The sequence below is a fragment of the Marinobacter sp. CH_CUG1437-1 genome (assembly GCF_037029655.1).
Lineage (GTDB): Bacteria > Pseudomonadota > Gammaproteobacteria > Pseudomonadales > Oleiphilaceae > Marinobacter > Marinobacter salsuginis.
In genome coordinates this window covers 1-16653 of record NZ_JAYMEW010000012.1, presented here as the reverse complement: position 1 = coordinate 16653, position 16653 = coordinate 1, and the positions used below count along the sequence as shown (strand labels likewise).

General features: G+C 56.3%; 12 protein-coding genes, 1 tRNA gene and 1 pseudogene. All 14 read left to right on the top strand.

What is annotated here, in order from left to right:
• Window positions 1-147 (top strand): annotated as a pseudogene (gene tuf, locus WA411_RS18980) (elongation factor Tu); the annotation flags it as partial.
• Between the two features lie 37 nt (window positions 148-184).
• Window positions 185-260 (top strand) — tRNA-Trp (locus WA411_RS18975).
• Window positions 261-293: 33 nt separating this feature from the next.
• Window positions 294-662, top strand: a complete 369-nt coding sequence (secE, locus tag WA411_RS18970) for a preprotein translocase subunit SecE (RefSeq protein WP_064228582.1) — start codon at window positions 294-296, stop codon at window positions 660-662.
• A 12-nt stretch (window positions 663-674) separates the two neighbouring features.
• A complete protein-coding gene (gene nusG, locus WA411_RS18965) occupies window positions 675-1208 on the top strand; it encodes a transcription termination/antitermination protein NusG (protein WP_069184020.1) in 534 nt (177 codons plus the stop codon).
• Window positions 1209-1327: 119 nt separating this feature from the next.
• Window positions 1328-1759 (top strand): 50S ribosomal protein L11, encoded by a 432-nt coding sequence (rplK, locus tag WA411_RS18960; protein ID WP_008174831.1) that lies wholly within the window; start codon window positions 1328-1330, stop codon window positions 1757-1759.
• A 1-nt stretch (window position 1760) separates the two neighbouring features.
• Entirely contained in the window at window positions 1761-2459 is a 699-nt protein-coding gene (gene rplA / locus WA411_RS18955; protein WP_008174833.1) for a 50S ribosomal protein L1, read from the top strand.
• Between the two features lie 220 nt (window positions 2460-2679).
• The gene (rplJ, locus tag WA411_RS18950) at window positions 2680-3210 is read left to right on the top strand and encodes a 50S ribosomal protein L10 (RefSeq protein WP_064228578.1); all 531 of its coding nucleotides are present in this window, start codon (window positions 2680-2682) and stop codon (window positions 3208-3210) included.
• Between the two features lie 40 nt (window positions 3211-3250).
• Window positions 3251-3628 (top strand): 50S ribosomal protein L7/L12, encoded by a 378-nt coding sequence (gene rplL, locus WA411_RS18945; RefSeq protein ID WP_069184021.1) that lies wholly within the window; start codon window positions 3251-3253, stop codon window positions 3626-3628.
• A gap of 241 nt (window positions 3629-3869) precedes the next feature.
• Entirely contained in the window at window positions 3870-7949 is a 4080-nt protein-coding gene (gene rpoB / locus WA411_RS18940; RefSeq protein ID WP_291910492.1) for a DNA-directed RNA polymerase subunit beta, read from the top strand.
• Window positions 7950-8025: 76 nt separating this feature from the next.
• Window positions 8026-12240, top strand: coding sequence for a DNA-directed RNA polymerase subunit beta' (rpoC, locus tag WA411_RS18935; protein ID WP_069184022.1), 4215 nt, complete (start codon window positions 8026-8028; stop codon window positions 12238-12240).
• A gap of 167 nt (window positions 12241-12407) precedes the next feature.
• Complete coding sequence (gene rpsL / locus WA411_RS18930; RefSeq protein ID WP_008174844.1) at window positions 12408-12782, top strand: 30S ribosomal protein S12; 375 nt, start codon at window positions 12408-12410, stop codon at window positions 12780-12782.
• A gap of 114 nt (window positions 12783-12896) precedes the next feature.
• Window positions 12897-13367 (top strand): 30S ribosomal protein S7, encoded by a 471-nt coding sequence (rpsG, locus tag WA411_RS18925; RefSeq protein ID WP_008174847.1) that lies wholly within the window; start codon window positions 12897-12899, stop codon window positions 13365-13367.
• Window positions 13368-13385: 18 nt separating this feature from the next.
• Window positions 13386-15491 carry an elongation factor G gene (gene fusA / locus WA411_RS18920; protein WP_153634814.1) on the top strand — a complete coding sequence of 702 codons (2106 nt, stop codon included), beginning with the start codon at window positions 13386-13388 and terminating at the stop codon, window positions 15489-15491.
• Window positions 15492-15526: 35 nt separating this feature from the next.
• The coding region (tuf, locus tag WA411_RS18915) for an elongation factor Tu (protein WP_336119310.1) at window positions 15527-16653 on the top strand (1127 nt) is incomplete at its 3' end.

Genomic DNA, 16653 nt, shown 5'->3' with positions numbered 1-16653 from the left:
GGTGTGGAAATGGTTATGCCGGGTGACAACGTCAAGATGAGTGTTACCCTGATTGCTCCGATCGCCATGGAAGATGGTCTGCGCTTCGCGATTCGTGAAGGCGGCCGTACCGTTGGTGCCGGCGTAGTCTCCAAGATCATCGAGTAATTGACTCGAAAGTAAGTGCGCTGAGTTGTTTCGGTGCAGGCCAGTAGCTCAATTGGCAGAGCAGCGGTCTCCAAAACCGCAGGTTGGGGGTTCGATTCCCTCCTGGCCTGCCATTTTTTAACATCCGGATACATAAGTTGATTCCTATGGAGTCAAAAGCCGTTCAGTCAGCCAGCCGTTTCGATTTCCTGAAGTGGCTGGTTGTTTTCGTTCTGATCGCCATCGGTGTGGTGGGGAATCAGTATTTTAGTGCCGAGTCTCTGCTGTATCGGGTTCTGGCTCTTGTAGGTCTCGCCATTGTGGCGGCGCTTGTTGCCCTCCAGACCGACCGCGGTCGTCGTTTCGCGACGCTGCTGAAGGAGGCGAGAGTAGAGATCCGGAAAGTGGTATGGCCCACCAGGCCCGAGCTCGTGCAGACGACAGCGATTGTTGTGGTGTTTGTGCTGGTTGTGGCTCTTTTGTTGTGGGGTATGGACTCGCTGATCAGCTGGCTGGTCGCCGGGTTTATCGGTTAACAGGAGTGGGCAATGGCTAAGCGCTGGTACGTCGTTCATGCGTATTCTGGCTTCGAGAAGCAGGTAATGCGCACTCTCAAGGAGCGCGTTGCGCTGCATGAGATGGAAGACCGTTTCGGCGAAATCCTGGTTCCGACCGAGGAAGTCGTTGAGATGCGAGAGGGAAAGAAGCGCAAGAGTGAGCGCAAGTTCTATCCCGGGTACGTACTGGTCCAGATGGAAATGGACGACGCGACGTGGCACCTTGTAAAGAATACTCCGCGAGTCCTTGGCTTCATTGGTGGTACCAAGGATAAGCCTGCGCCAATCACCGAAAAGGAAGCGGAAGCAATCCTGCGCCGGGTAGAGAGTGGCGCTGATAAGCCCAAGCCGAAGACTCTATTCGAGCCGGGTGAGATTGTTCGTGTTATTGAGGGGCCGTTTGCGGACTTCAATGGCGTGGTTGAGGAAGTTGACTACGACAAGAGTCGAGTCAAAGTTGCTGTTCTGATTTTCGGGCGTTCCACTCCGGTAGAGTTGGAGTTTGGGCAGGTCGAGAAGGACTGACCGGCAACGAAGAATCTGAAAGCTCGCGCGCTCAAGCGACGCGGGCTTTTTGTGTCTGCTCTTGGCAGTTGTAAAAAACCGGGGAGCCGAAAGGCGTTTGAACCCATAGGAGATCTATCATGGCAAAGAAGATTGAAGCGTACATCAAGCTTCAGGTTGCTGCCGGTAAGGCCAACCCGAGTCCCCCCGTTGGTCCTGCGCTGGGTCAGCGCGGCGTAAACATCATGGAATTCTGCAAGGCGTTCAACGCCCAGACCCAGGACATGGAGCCTGGTCTGCCGATTCCAACTGTGATCACCGTCTACAGTGATCGTAGCTTTACCTTTATTACCAAGACCCCGCCTGCACCGGTTCTTCTTTTGAAGGCTGCTGGTATCAAGAGCGGCTCTGGTCGTCCGAACACCGAGAAAGTCGGTACCGTGACCCGCGAGCAGCTTGAAGAGATCGCCAAGACCAAAGAGCCGGATCTGACTGCTGCTGATATGGACGCAGCGGTGCGTACCATTGCAGGAACCGCCCGCAGCATGGGCCTGAACGTGGAGGGCCTGTAACATGGCAAAGCTGAGCAAGCGTCAGAAGCTTATTCGTGAAAAGGTAGACTCTACTCGCTCTTACTCGGTTGACGAGGCAGTTGCACTGCTGGTCGAACTGGGCCAAAACGTGAAATTCAAAGAGTCTGTCGACGTGGCCGTCAACCTGGGCGTTGACGCGCGTAAATCCGATCAGGTTGTTCGTAGCAGCACCGTGCTGCCGCACGGTACCGGCAAAACCGTTCGTGTTGCTGTGTTCACCCAGGGCGCCAATGCCGAAAAAGCAACCGCTGCTGGTGCAGACGTTGTCGGTATGGACGATCTGGCGGATGAAGTGAAAAAAGGCAACATGGATTTCGACGTGGTTATCGCCACTCCGGATGCCATGCGTGTTGTTGGTCAGCTGGGCCAGATCCTTGGTCCCCGTGGCCTGATGCCGAACCCGAAGGTCGGCACCGTGACCCCTGACGTCGAGACTGCGGTCAAAAACGCCAAGGCTGGTCAGGTTCGTTACCGTACCGACAAAAACGGCATTATCCACGCTCCGCTGGGTAACGTTGAATTCTCTGCCCAGAACATCAAGGAAAACCTTGAGGCTCTGGTGGCAGATCTGAAAAAGGCCAAGCCCTCGTCGGCGAAAGGTGTGTATCTCAAGAAGATCACCATTTCCTCGACTATGGGTCCTGGCCTGACTATCGATCAGAGCGGTCTCGCTATTTGATCCTTTGATTGGTAGTTGCTTTGTAGTCTGGGCGGAAGCCAAGGCTGTCAAAGACCGCAGGCCCCCGAGACCCTCTGCATGCAGAGGGTCACAAGGGTTAAAGCAACGCCTGCGCAGACGGTGTGAAGACGTTCTCTCTGAACCCAAACACCGTTAGGAGCCCCGCGAGGGGTATATGTGGGTTTGCCGGGAAGACCCGGCGAAATCGAGGAGAAATCCAGTGGCAATTAGACTCGAAGACAAGAAAGCGATCGTCGCTGAAGTCAACGAGACTGCCGGTGGTGCTCTGTCTGTGGTTATGGCTGACTACCGTGGTGTTACCTCTGGTGACATGACGGCGCTTCGTGCCAAGGCTCGTGCCGAAAACGTGCGTCTGAAGGTTGTTCGTAACAACCTCGCTAAGATTGCGATTCGTGGTACCGAGTTCGAGTGCATCGACGAAGCCCTGGTTGGTCCGACCATTCTGGCATTCTCTATGGAAGATCCGGGCGCGGCAGCGCGTCTGCTGAAGGATTTTGCCAAAGAGAAAGAAGCGTTCGAGATTAAAGGCCTGGCCGTCGGCGGAGAGCTGATGGGTGCAGACCAGATCGACCGTCTTGCCAAGCTGCCAACACGTCACGAAGCACTGACAATGCTGGCCGCTGTAACACAGGCACCGATCACCAAGCTGGCACGGACACTGAACGAAGTTCCTTCGAAAGTGACTCGTGCTGTAGCGGCAGTTCGCGACCAGAAGCAAGAAGCTGCTTGATTCTGTTGAACACCATTTTTTATATTTTTGGGAGAAAGTCATGGCTCTGTCTAACGAAGACATTTTGAACGCAATTGCTGAAATGAGCGTAATGGACGTTGTTGCGCTGGTTGAAGCAATGGAAGAAAAATTCGGTGTATCCGCCGCTGCAGCCGTTGCCGCTGCTCCGGCCGCTGCTGGTGGTGGCGAAGCCGCTGCTGAAGAGCAGACCGAGTTTGACGTTGTACTTACCGGTCCTGGTGAGAAGAAAGTAAACGTAATCAAGGCCGTTCGTGAACTGACCGGCCTGGGTCTGAAAGAAGCTAAGGAAATGGTCGACAGCGCTCCTTCCGTTATCAAGGAAGGCGCTAGCAAAGACGACGCTGAAGAAGCCAAGAAGAAGCTTGAGGAAGCAGGCGCTTCTGTTGAGCTCAAGTAAGAGTCGGCTGTTGATCGAAACCGTGCAATAAGCATGGACAGGCTGGTGGCTTTGGGCCACCGGCCTTTTTCTGTTGTATATGCTATAGAGTCTGGTGAGCAATTGCAGGTTGATGTCAGATCTATAACCTACAGCCAGAGTCTTGTTCAAGACGGCGCGACAAGCCGAGCAATTCGGCCCCGAAGCAGAACATTGGTTGCTTCTTGATACCAGGTATCAGGTCTAAAGCTGGGGAATGCAGATGACTTACTCCTACACTGAGAAAAAGCGGATTCGCAAAGATTTTAGTAAATTGCCTTCCGTGATGGACGTCCCCTATTTGCTGTCTATTCAGCTGGATTCGTTCCGGGACTTCCTCCAAATGGAAGCCGCTCCTGAAGACCGCCGGGAAACCGGTCTTCACGCAGCATTCAAATCCGTATTCCCGATTGTCAGTTACTCTGGCAATGCCGCGCTCGAATACGTCAGTTATCGTATTGGCGAGCCGGTTTTTGATGTCAAGGAATGCCAGCTTAGGGGCGTAACCTATGCAGCGCCGCTGCGGGTGAAGGTCCGCCTTATCATTTACGATAAGGAATCGTCCAACAAGGCGATCAAGGACATTAAAGAGCAGGAAGTCTACATGGGCGAAATGCCCCTGATGACCGAGAACGGTACCTTCGTTATCAATGGTACCGAGCGTGTTATTGTTTCCCAGCTCCACCGTTCTCCAGGTGTGTTCTTCGATCACGACAAGGGCAAGACCCATTCCTCAGGCAAGCTTCTGTACTCGGCTCGGGTGATTCCTTACCGTGGTTCCTGGCTGGACTTCGAGTTCGACCCGAAGGACTCCGTGTTCGTTCGTATCGACCGTCGCCGTAAGCTGCCGGCGTCGATACTGCTTCGTGCCCTGGGCTACACCTCCGAGCAGATGCTCGATATGTTCTTCGAAACCAGTAAGTTCAGCCTGGGCGCGGAAGTGTGCAAGCTGGAGCTGGTGCCGAGCCGTCTGCGTGGTGACATTGCGACCTTCGATATCAAAGACAATGACGGCAACGTGATTGTTGAGGAAGGCCGCCGGATTACTGCTCGCCACATCAAGCAGTTGGAAAAAGCCGGTATCAACGAGCTCGAGGTGCCAACCGAGTACCTGTACGGCCGCGTACTGGCCAAAGACATGATCGATCAGGCTTCTGGGGAAGTGCTGGTTGAGTGTAACTCTGAGCTGACCGAAGAGCTGGTTACCAAGATCCTCGACGCTGGCGTGAAGGAAATCGAAACCCTTTACACCAACGACCTGGACTGCGGACCCTTCATGTCCGACACCCTGCGTATCGATCCGACCCGCACGCCGCTGGAAGCGCTGGTTGAGATCTACCGTATGATGCGCCCGGGTGAGCCGCCCACCAAGGAGTCGGCTGAGAATCTGTTCAACAACCTGTTTTTCTCTGAAGAGCGGTACGACCTGTCTGCGGTTGGCCGGATGAAGCTCAACCGTCGTCTGCGCCGTGAAGAGAGCACCGGTGAAGGCACGCTGACTCACGAAGACATCATCGATGTTCTGAAGACTCTGATCGATATCCGTAACGGCCAGGGCAATGTGGACGACATCGATAACCTGGGTAACCGTCGTGTTCGCTGTGTTGGCGAAATGGCCGAAAACCAGTTCCGTGTCGGGCTTGTGCGCGTTGAGCGCGCGGTTCGTGAGCGTCTGAGCCTTGCTGAAAGTGAAGGCCTGATGCCGCAGGATCTGATTAACGCCAAGCCGGTGGCTGCCGCGGTTAAAGAATTCTTCGGCTCCAGCCAGTTGTCCCAGTTCATGGACCAGAACAACCCGCTCTCCGAGGTCACGCACAAGCGTCGTATCTCTGCGTTGGGCCCTGGCGGTCTGACCCGTGAGCGTGCAGGCTTTGAGGTTCGTGACGTACACCCGACCCACTACGGTCGCGTATGTCCGATCGAAACGCCGGAAGGTCCGAACATCGGTCTGATCAACTCGCTGGCGACTTATGCGCGGTCCAACTCCTACGGTTTCCTCGAGAGCCCGTACCGGAAGGTCGAAAATGGCGTGGTCACCGATGAAGTGGTTTACCTGTCCGCTATCGAGGAGAGCAACTACGTCATTGCCCAGGCCAGCGCAGCCATGGACGAGAAGACCAAGCGTCTGACTGACGAGCTGGTTACCGTTCGCCATCAGAACGAATTTACCGTTACTCCGCCGGAAAGCGTCAACTTCATGGACGTCTCTCCGCGCCAGGTAGTTTCGGTGGCTGCGTCTCTGATTCCGTTCCTCGAGCACGACGACGCCAACCGGGCACTGATGGGTGCCAACATGCAGCGTCAGGCGGTTCCGACCCTGCGTTCCCAGGTACCTCTCGTAGGTACGGGTGTAGAGCGTACGGTGGCGCAGGACTCCGGTGTCTGTGTCACGGCCCGTCGTGGCGGTGTGATTGAGAGTGTCGACGCGGCCCGTATCGTAGTTCGTGTCAATAACGAGGAAACCGAAGCGGGTGATGCAGGTGTGGATATCTACAACCTGACCAAGTACACCCGTTCAAACCAGAACACCTGTATCAACCAGCGTTCCATCGTGCGTCAGGGTGACGTGATTGCCCGTGGCGACGTGCTGGCCGACGGTCCGTCCGTGGATCTCGGTGAACTGGCCCTGGGGCAGAACATGCGCATCGCGTTCATGCCCTGGAACGGTTACAACTTTGAGGACTCCATCCTCATCTCCGAGAAAGTGGTGCAGGAAGATCGCCTGACCACCATCCACATCCAGGAACTGACCTGTGTGGCTCGGGATACCAAGCTGGGTAGCGAAGAAATTACCGCGGATATTCCGAACGTTGGTGAAAGTGCGCTGTCCAAGCTGGATGAGTCCGGTATTGTTTACATCGGTGCTGAAGTTGGCCCCGGCGACATACTGGTAGGCAAGGTAACACCGAAAGGTGAAACCCAGCTGACACCAGAAGAAAAGCTGCTGCGTGCCATCTTCGGTGAGAAGGCGTCTGATGTGAAGGACACCTCCTCCCGTGTGCCGACAGGTACCCGCGGCACCGTTATCGACGTGCAGGTCTTTACCCGCGACGGTATCGAGAAGGATCAGCGTGCCCAGTCCATCGAGAAAGAGCAGTTGGACCAGTACCGCAAGGATCTGAAGGACGAGTACCGGATTGTCGAAGGTGCCACATTCGAGCGTCTGATGAGTGCTCTGAAAGGGCAGGAAGTGATCAGTGGGCCGGGCCTGAAGAAGGGCGCTACCCTGGACGAGAGCTACCTGGCTGAGCTGCCGCGTTCCGACTGGTTCAAGCTCCGGATGAAAGATGAGGGCTTGAACGAACTGCTGGAGAAATCCGAGCAGGGTCTGGAAGAGCGCAAGAAGGAACACGAAGCGCGCTTTGACGACAAGAAAGGCAAGCTTCAGCAGGGCGACGATCTCGCACCGGGCGTACTGAAAATCGTCAAGGTATACCTGGCTATCAAGCGTCGTATCCAGCCGGGTGACAAGATGGCCGGTCGTCACGGTAACAAGGGTGTTATTTCCTCGGTTATGCCGATCGAAGACATGCCTTACGACGAGCACGGCAACACGGTTGACGTAGTTCTGAACCCGCTGGGTGTTCCCTCGCGGATGAACGTAGGTCAGGTGCTTGAGACTCACCTGGGCGCGGCAGCGAAGGGTCTGGGTGAGCGTATCAGCCAGATGCTGGACGAGCAGCGCAAGGTAGCTGAATTACGCAAGCTCCTGGATGAGATCTACAATCACTCAGACGAAGTGTTCAAGGTGGATCTGGATTCCCTGTCCGACAAGGAAATCCTGGAGATGTGCCACAACCTTCGGGGCGGCGTGCCCATGGCAACGCCGGTATTCGATGGCGCCAAGGAAGCCGAGGTCAAGCGTATGCTTGAGCTGGCGGGTATGAGCACAACGGGGCAGACCAAGCTTTATGATGGTCGCACCGGTGATGCGTTCGACCGCCCGGTGACGGTTGGCTACATGTACATCCTGAAGCTGAACCACCTGATCGACGACAAGATGCACGCTCGTTCCACCGGTTCTTACAGCCTGGTTACCCAGCAGCCGCTGGGTGGTAAGGCGCAGTTCGGTGGCCAGCGCTTCGGTGAGATGGAAGTGTGGGCCCTTGAGGCCTACGGCGCAGCTTACACGCTGCAGGAGATGCTCACCGTCAAGTCTGATGACGTGAACGGTCGGACCAAGATGTACAAGAACATTGTCGATGGCGATCATCGGATGGAGCCGGGCATGCCCGAATCCTTCAACGTTCTTGTCAAGGAAATCCGCTCGCTGGGTATCGACATCGAGCTGGAATCCGAGTGAGCCGAATAGTTTTTGGCAGCGTGAGCGGGCACGCGAAGTGCCCGCCCGAGATTAACGCCATCCGGAGCTTTTACTGATGAAAGATTTGCTGAATCTTCTCAAGAGCCAGAACCAAAGCAAGGAATTCGACGCCATCCGCATTGGCCTGGCGTCGCCTGACATGATTCGTTCCTGGTCCTTTGGCGAAGTGAAGAAGCCTGAGACCATTAACTACCGTACCTTCAAGCCGGAGCGCGACGGTCTTTTCTGTGCCAAGATCTTCGGCCCGATCAAGGACTACGAGTGCCTGTGCGGTAAGTACAAGCGCCTCAAGCACCGCGGCGTCATCTGCGAGAAGTGTGGTGTTGAGGTTGCACTGGCCAGCGTGCGTCGTGAGCGCATGGGCCATATCGAGCTGGCCAGCCCGGTCGCCCACATCTGGTTCCTGAAGTCACTGCCGTCCCGCATTGGCCTGATGCTGGACATGACCCTGCGCGATATCGAGCGGGTCCTGTACTTCGAATCCTTTATCGTGATCGATCCGGGGATGACCACCCTGGAGAAAGGGCAGCTGCTGAACGACGAGCAGTATTACGAAGCCCTGGAAGAATTCGGTGACGAGTTCGACGCCCGCATGGGTGCCGAAGCGGTCAAGGAGCTCCTCGAAGGTATCGATCTGCAGGAAGAGGTTGATGCACTGCGTGAGGAAATCCCGCAGACCAACTCCGAAACCAAGATCAAGAAGTTCAGCAAGCGTCTGAAGATTCTTGAGGCGTTCCTGTACTCCGGCAACAAGCCGGGCGACATGGTGATGACCGTGCTGCCGGTTCTGCCGCCGGATCTGCGTCCGCTGGTACCGCTGGACGGTGGCCGCTTCGCGACCTCTGATCTGAACGATCTTTACCGTCGGGTGATTAACCGGAACAACCGTCTCAAGCGCCTGCTGGAACTGAACGCGCCGGACATCATCGTGCGCAACGAGAAGCGGATGCTTCAGGAAGCGGTTGATGCGCTGCTGGACAACGGTCGTCGTGGCCGTGCCATCACCGGCACTAACAAGCGCCCGCTGAAGTCCCTGGCCGACATGATCAAGGGTAAGCAGGGTCGTTTCCGTCAGAACCTGCTGGGTAAACGTGTGGACTACTCCGGTCGTTCGGTGATCGTGGTAGGTCCCTACCTGCGCCTGCACCAGTGTGGTCTGCCCAAGAAGATGGCGCTGGAACTGTTCAAGCCGTTTATCTTCTCCAAGCTCGAGCACCGCGGCCTGGCGACCACCATCAAGGCCGCCAAGAAGATGGTTGAGCGTGAGGAAGGCGTGGTCTGGGATATCCTGGACGAAGTCATCCGTGAGCACCCCATCATGCTGAACCGTGCGCCGACCCTGCACCGTCTGGGTATCCAGGCGTTCGAGCCGGTTCTGATCGAAGGTAAGGCCATCCAGTTGCACCCGCTGGTGTGTGCTGCGTACAACGCCGACTTTGACGGTGACCAGATGGCGGTGCACGTACCGCTGACCCTGGAAGCCCAGCTCGAAGCCCGTGCGTTGATGATGTCCACCAACAACGTACTGTCGCCGGCTAACGGCGAGCCGATCATCGTGCCGTCCCAAGACGTGGTACTCGGGCTGTACTACATGACCCGTGAGCGCAAGAGCGCCCTGGGCGAGGGTATGGTGTTTGCCGACGTCAAAGAGGCACATCGTGCCTACGGCGCTGGCAAGGTCGACCTTCAGGCGATCGTCAAGGTTCGTGTGAAGGAAGTAGCGATTGCTGAAGATGGCTCTCGCACCGAAGAATACAAGATTGTTGATACCACGGTTGGTCGGGCGCTGTTGTTCGACATCGTGCCGGATGGCCTGTCCTACGAGCTGATCAACAAGCCGATGGTCAAGAAGGCGATCTCCAACCTGATCAACACCTGCTATCGCGATGCGGGTCTGAAAGACACCGTTATCTTCGCGGATCAGCTGATGTATATGGGATATCACTACGCCACCGTGTCGGGCATCTCCATCGGTTTCAACGATTTCGAGATTCCGCCGGAGAAGTACGAGCTGGTAGACGCCGCCTCCGCAGAGGTGAAGGACATCGAGACCCAGTACGCGTCCGGTCTTCTGACCCAGGGCGAGAAGTACAACAAGGTTATCGACATCTGGTCCCGGGCCAACGACAAGGTCTCCAAGGCCATGATGGAGCGTTTGTCCAAGGAGCAGGTGATTGGTCCCGACGGCCAGCCGGTGAAGGGTGAGGACGGCGAGGATCTCATGCAGGAGTCCTTCAACTCCGTGTACATGATGGCGGACTCCGGTGCCCGGGGTTCCGCTGCCCAGATCCGTCAGTTGTCTGGTATGCGTGGCCTGATGGCCAAACCGGACGGCTCCATCATTGAGACGCCGATTACCGCGAACTTCCGTGAAGGTCTGAACGTACTGCAGTACTTCATTTCCACGCACGGTGCCCGTAAGGGTCTGGCAGATACCGCCCTGAAGACCGCGAACTCCGGTTATCTCACCCGTCGTCTGGTCGACGTGTCCCAGGATCTGGTGGTTACCGAGCCTGACTGTGGCACCGATGAAGGTCTGCTGATGACGCCGCACATCGAGGGTGGCGACGTTGTTGTGCCCCTGGGTGACCGGGTTCTGGGTCGAGTGACCGCGCGTGACGTGTTTACACCGACCGACAAGGACAATGCTGTTGTGCCTGCCGGTACCCTGCTCGACGAGAAAACCGTCGAGATGGTGGAGCGCGCGGGTGTTGACGAAATCTGGGTTCGCTCTGCCATTACCTGTGAGACCCGCCACGGCATCTGTTCCAAGTGCTATGGCCGCGATCTGGCCCGTGGCCATGAGGTCAACGTGGGTGAGGCCGTTGGTGTTATCGCAGCTCAGTCCATCGGTGAGCCGGGTACCCAGCTGACCATGCGGACCTTCCACATCGGTGGTGCCGCGAGCCGGGCTTCCGCTGTGGATAACATCCAGGTCAAGCACGGCGGTACCGTGCGCCTGCACAACCTGAAGTCTATCGAGAAGATCGATGGTTCCCTGGTAGTGGTTTCCCGTTCTTCTGCCCTGGCCATTGCGGACGAGCAGGGTCGTGAGCGCGAGTGGTATAAGCTGCCGTACGGCGCTGTGCTCTCCGTGAAGAATGGCGATCAGGTAGAGGCCGGTGTTGTAGTTGCCAAGTGGGACCCGCATACGCACCCGATCATCGCGGAAGCCAAGGGTACAGCCAAGTTCGTCAACATGGAGGAGGGCATCACTGTCCGTACCCAGGCGGACGAGCTCACCGGTCTGTCCACCATGGAGGTTATTGACTCTAAAGAACGTCCAGCCGCTGGTAAGGACATTCGTCCGGCCATCCAGCTGGTGGACGACAAGGGCGAAGAGGTTGAGCTGCCGGGCGGCGGCACGGCGATCTTCTTCCTGCCGGCGAACGCCTTGGTCACCATGGCCAACGGCGCCAATGTCGAGCTGGGTGATGTGGTAGCCCGGATCCCGCAAGAAAGCTCCAAGACCCGGGATATCACGGGTGGTCTTCCGCGGGTTGCCGACCTGTTCGAAGCCCGTCGTCCGAAGGAATCGTCCATTCTTGCTGAAATCAGCGGTGTGGTGTCCTTCGGTAAGGAAACCAAGGGCAAGAAGCGCCTGGTGATCACGCCGAAAGACGGTGACGCTTACGAAGTGCTGATTCCGAAGCACCGTCAGCTCAACGTCTTCGAAGGTGAAACGGTTGAGAAGGGCGAGGTGATTTCTGACGGCCCGTCCAACCCGCACGACATTCTGCGTCTGCTGGGTGTGGTCGAGCTGGCCAAGTACATCACCAACGAGATCCAGGACGTTTACCGTCTGCAGGGCGTTGTCATCAACGATAAACACATCGAGGTTATCGTTCGACAGATGCTGCGCAAGGTCGAAATCACCGATCCGGGTGATACGACCCTGCTTTCCGGTGATCAGGTGGAAATCACCCAGGTGCTGGAAGAGAACGAGAAGGCCGATGCAGCCGACAAAGAACCGGCGCGGTTCGAGCGTCTGTTGCTGGGTATCACCAAGGCTTCCCTGGCCACCGAGTCGTTCATTTCTGCGGCTTCGTTCCAGGAAACCACCCGGGTGCTCACCGAAGGTGCGGTTACCGGTAAGCGTGATTACCTGCGCGGCCTGAAGGAAAACGTTGTGGTTGGTCGACTGATTCCGGCCGGTACCGGTCTGGCATACCACAACGAGCGTCGTCGCAAGCGCGATCTGGAAGAGCAGGGCGTGACTGCGGCCGACGTGGAAGAAGCTCTGAGTGCCGAGCTCAACCGCGAAAGCTGAGTTGGGCCGGCGCACTGCCTCCGGGTAGTTACCTACCCGGGAGGTGGTCAAAAAGAGATCAGTCATCTTGACTGTCCGGGGGCGCAGGCTTACACTTGCGTCCCTTAAATTTTACCCCCTGCACAGGGGGTAAGTTTCATTGATATGGTTTTTTGGAGTTTGCTTACATGGCAACGATTAATCAGTTGGTGCGTAAGCCTCGTAAGCGCAAGGTAGCCAAGAGCGACGTTCCTGCTCTCCAGGCCTGCCCTCAGCGCCGTGGTGTGTGCACTCGTGTATACACCACAACGCCGAAGAAGCCGAACTCAGCACTGCGTAAAGTGTGCCGTGTTCGTCTGACCAACGGCTACGAGGTTTCCTCATACATTGGTGGTGAAGGTCACAACCTTCAGGAGCACAGTGTTGTGCTGATCCGTGGTGGTCGAGTAAAAGACCTTCCGGGTGTGCGCTATCACACTGTTCGCGGAACGCTGGACACCCAGGGTGTGCAGAACCGTAAGCAGGGCCGCTCCAAGTACGGTGCAAAACGACCCAAGTCCTGATGTCCCGAGCGGGTGTCTTTTATCGTTGCTTGTCAGAACGGTAAGAGTAAGGCTGAGTAGCATTTGCTATCTCAGGGGTTCCTGAAGACCTTTTAGATATATAAGGGCTTATCGATGCCTAGAAGAAGAGTTGCAGCTAAACGGGAAATTATCCCGGATCCGAAATTCGGCAGTGCACGTCTTGCCAAGTTCATCAACCACGTGATGGAAAGTGGCAAGAAGTCTACCGCAGAGCGCATTGTTTACGGCGCTCTGGATATTGTTGCCGAGAAATCCAAGGAAGAGCCGATCGACATGTTCGAGAAGGCCCTGGAGAACATCCAGCCGATGGTTGAGGTTAAGTCCCGTCGTGTGGGTGGTGCTACTTACCAGGTGCCTGTCGAAGTACGGCCTTCCCGTCAGAACGCGCTGGCCATGCGCTGGCTCGTCGAATATTCACGGAAGCGCGGTGAGAAGTCCATGGCTCAGCGTCTGGCTGGTGAAATCCTGGACGCCGCTGACAGCAAAGGCTCCGCTGTTAAGAAGCGTGAAGATGTTCACCGCATGGCAGAAGCCAACAAGGCGTTCTCTCACTTCCGTTTCTAATCAGCCGAGGTTTATACAGTGGCACGCAAGACTCCTATCAAGCGTTACAGAAACATTGGTATTTGTGCGCACGTTGATGCGGGCAAAACCACAACCACCGAGCGGGTCCTGTTCTATACAGGTATTTCCCACAAGATCGGTGAGGTCCATGATGGTGCAGCTACCATGGACTGGATGGAGCAGGAGCAGGAGCGTGGTATTACCATCACCTCTGCTGCGACTACGACATTCTGGCAGGGTATGGACAAGCAGTACCCTGAGCACCGGATCAACATCATCGACACCCCGGGGCACGTTGACTTCACTATCGAAGTAGAGCGCTCCCTGCGTGTGCTTGATGGTGCGGTTGTTGTGTTCTGTGGTTCCTCCGGTGTTGAGCCCCAGTCCGAGACCGTATGGCGCCAGGCCAACAAATACGAAGTTCCCCGCATGGTGTTCGTCAACAAGATGGACCGTGCCGGTGCCAACTTCCTGCGCGTTGTTGAGCAGATCAAGAAGCGTCTGGGCGCAAACTGTGTTCCCATTCAGCTGCCGATCGGTGCTGAGGACAACTTTGCCGGTATCGTGGACCTGATCCGTAACAAGGCCATCTACTGGAACGAAGCTGACTCCGGTGCGACCTACGAGCAGAAAGATGTTCCCGCGGAAATGGCAGACGAAGTCGCCATGTACCGCGAGCAGATGGTTGAAGCGGCCGCAGAAGCCAACGAAGAGCTGATGGAGAAGTACCTCGAAGAAGGTGAGCTGTCCATCGACGATATCAAGAAGGGTCTGCGCATGCGCACCCTGGCCAACGAAATCGTTGTTGCTACCTGTGGTTCTGCGTTCAAGAACAAGGGTGTTCAGGCGGTTCTGGACTCTGTTATCGAGTTCCTGCCTGCGCCGGACGAAGTCAAGGCCATTCGTGGTGAAGTTGACGACGAAGGCACCGAGGAAACCCGTCCGGTTGACGACGATGCACCGTTCGCCGCTCTGGCGTTCAAGATTGCTACCGACCCGTTCGTAGGTACTCTGACCTTCTTCCGGGTTTACTCCGGTAAGCTTGAGTCCGGTAATGCCGTCTACAACTCGGTGAAGGGCAAGAAAGAGCGCGTCGGCCGTATGGTTCAGATGCACTCGAAGGATCGTCAGGAAATCAAAGAAGTTCTGGCGGGCGACATTGCCGCAGCTATCGGTCTGAAGAGTGTGACCACTGGTGACACCCTGTGCGACGAGAATCACAAGATCATTCTCGAGCGCATGGAATTCCCGGAGCCGGTAATTTCCGTTGCGGTTGAGCCGAAGTCCAAGGCCGACCAGGAAAAGATGGGCGTTGCTCTCGGTAAACTGGCTCAGGAAGATCCGTCTTTCCGTGTCCGTACCGACGAGGAGTCCGGTCAGACCATCATCTCCGGTATGGGTGAGCTTCACCTGGACATCATCGTTGACCGTATGCGTCGCGAGTTCAAGGTAGAGGCCAACATCGGTAAGCCGCAGGTTGCCTACCGTGAGTGCATCCGCAAGCCGGTAGACGTCGAAGGCAAATTCGTACGTCAGTCCGGTGGTCGTGGTCAGTACGGTCACGTCAAGCTGAAGCTTGAGCCGCTGCCGCTGGATGATGAAGATGGCGAAAACTTTATCTTCGTGAATGAGATTGTTGGTGGTGTTGTTCCCAAGGAATACATCCCGGCAGTTCAACAGGGTATTGAAGAGCAGATGCAGAACGGCTGTCTGGCCGGGTATCCGCTGCTGCGTATCAAGGCAACCCTGTATGACGGTTCCTATCACGACGTCGACTCCAACGAGATGGCCTTTAAGGTCGCCGGTTCCATGGCAATGAAGAAGGGTGCCCTTGAGGCGAACCCGGCACTGCTCGAGCCGATCATGCGTGTTGAAGTTGTGACGCCGGAAGACTACATGGGTGATGTTGTTGGCGACCTCAACCGTCGTCGTGGTGTCATCCAGGGCATGGACGAAGGTCCTGCCGGTAAGGTCATCCGTGCAGAGGTTCCGTTGTCGGAAATGTTCGGTTACGCCACCGACCTGCGTTCTGCAACGCAAGGCCGGGCGTCCTACGCGATGGAGTTCTCTGGTTATTCAGAGGCGCCTTCGAACATTGCCGAAGCGATCATTAAAAAGGGTTGATCCCCAGGACTTAAGAAACAGGAAGAGGTGTAACCGTGTCTAAAGAAAAATTTGAGCGTAGTAAACCGCACTTGAACGTAGGCACCATCGGTCACGTTGACCATGGTAAGACCACCCTGACCGCAGCGCTGACCCGCGTATGTCACGAAGTTTGGGGTACAGGTACCGCCAGCGCATTCGATCAGATCGATAACGCGCCGGAAGAGCGTGCGCGTGGTATCACCATCGCCACCTCTCACGTTGAGTACGATTCACCGACCCGTCACTACGCTCACGTAGACTGCCCGGGCCACGCTGACTATGTTAAGAACATGATCACTGGTGCGGCGCAGATGGACGGCGCGATCCTGGTTTGCTCCGCAGCTGACGGCCCCATGCCGCAGACCCGTGAGCACATCCTGCTGTCCCGTCAGGTTGGCGTACCTTACATCGTTGTGTTCCTGAACAAAGCGGACATGGTAGACGATGAAGAGCTGCTCGAGCTGGTCGAGATGGAAGTTCGTGATCTGCTGAGCCAGTACGACTTCCCGGGCGACGACACACCGATCATCACTGGTTCCGCGCTGATGGCGCTGGAAGGCAAGGATGACAACGAGATGGGTACTACCGCTGTCAAGAAGCTGGTAGAAGCTCTGGATGACTACATCCCTGAGCCGGAGCGTGCGATCGATCAGCCGTTCCTGATGCCAATCGAGGACGTCTTCTCCATCTCCGGTCGTGGTACTGTTGTAACAGGCCGTGTTGAGCGTGGCATCCTGAAGACCGGTGATGAAGTTGAGATCGTTGGTATTCGTGATACCCAGAAGACCACCTGCACCGGTGTTGAGATGTTCCGCAAGCTTCTGGACGAAGGTCGTGCTGGTGAGAACATTGGTGCGCTGCTGCGTGGTACCAAGCGTGACGACGTTGAGCGTGGTCAGGTTCTGGCGGTTCCGGGTTCCATCACTCCGCACACCAAGTTCGAGTGCGAAGTGTACGTGCTGTCCAAAGAAGAAGGTGGTCGTCACACTCCGTTCTTCAAGGGCTACCGTCCGCAGTTCTACTTCCGTACTACCGACGTAACCGGTTCTTGCGAACTGCCGGAAGGTGTGGAAATGGTTATGCCGGGTGACAACGTCAAGATGAGTGTTACCCTGATTGCTCCGATCGCCATGGAAGATGG

What these genes read in the sequence shown, in the direction of transcription:
- secE (WP_064228582.1), top strand. Translation starts at nt 294, where the DNA reads ATGGAGTCAAAAGCCGTTCAGTCAGCCAGCCGTTTCGATTTCCTGAAG.
- rpsG (WP_008174847.1), top strand. Translation starts at nt 12,897, where the DNA reads ATGCCTAGAAGAAGAGTTGCAGCTAAACGGGAAATTATCCCGGATCCG.
- rplA (WP_008174833.1), top strand. Translation starts at nt 1,761, where the DNA reads ATGGCAAAGCTGAGCAAGCGTCAGAAGCTTATTCGTGAAAAGGTAGAC.
- rpoC (WP_069184022.1), top strand. Translation starts at nt 8,026, where the DNA reads ATGAAAGATTTGCTGAATCTTCTCAAGAGCCAGAACCAAAGCAAGGAA.
- rplK (WP_008174831.1), top strand. Translation starts at nt 1,328, where the DNA reads ATGGCAAAGAAGATTGAAGCGTACATCAAGCTTCAGGTTGCTGCCGGT.
- rpoB (WP_291910492.1), top strand. Translation starts at nt 3,870, where the DNA reads ATGACTTACTCCTACACTGAGAAAAAGCGGATTCGCAAAGATTTTAGT.
- rplL (WP_069184021.1), top strand. Translation starts at nt 3,251, where the DNA reads ATGGCTCTGTCTAACGAAGACATTTTGAACGCAATTGCTGAAATGAGC.
- rpsL (WP_008174844.1), top strand. Translation starts at nt 12,408, where the DNA reads ATGGCAACGATTAATCAGTTGGTGCGTAAGCCTCGTAAGCGCAAGGTA.
- nusG (WP_069184020.1), top strand. Translation starts at nt 675, where the DNA reads ATGGCTAAGCGCTGGTACGTCGTTCATGCGTATTCTGGCTTCGAGAAG.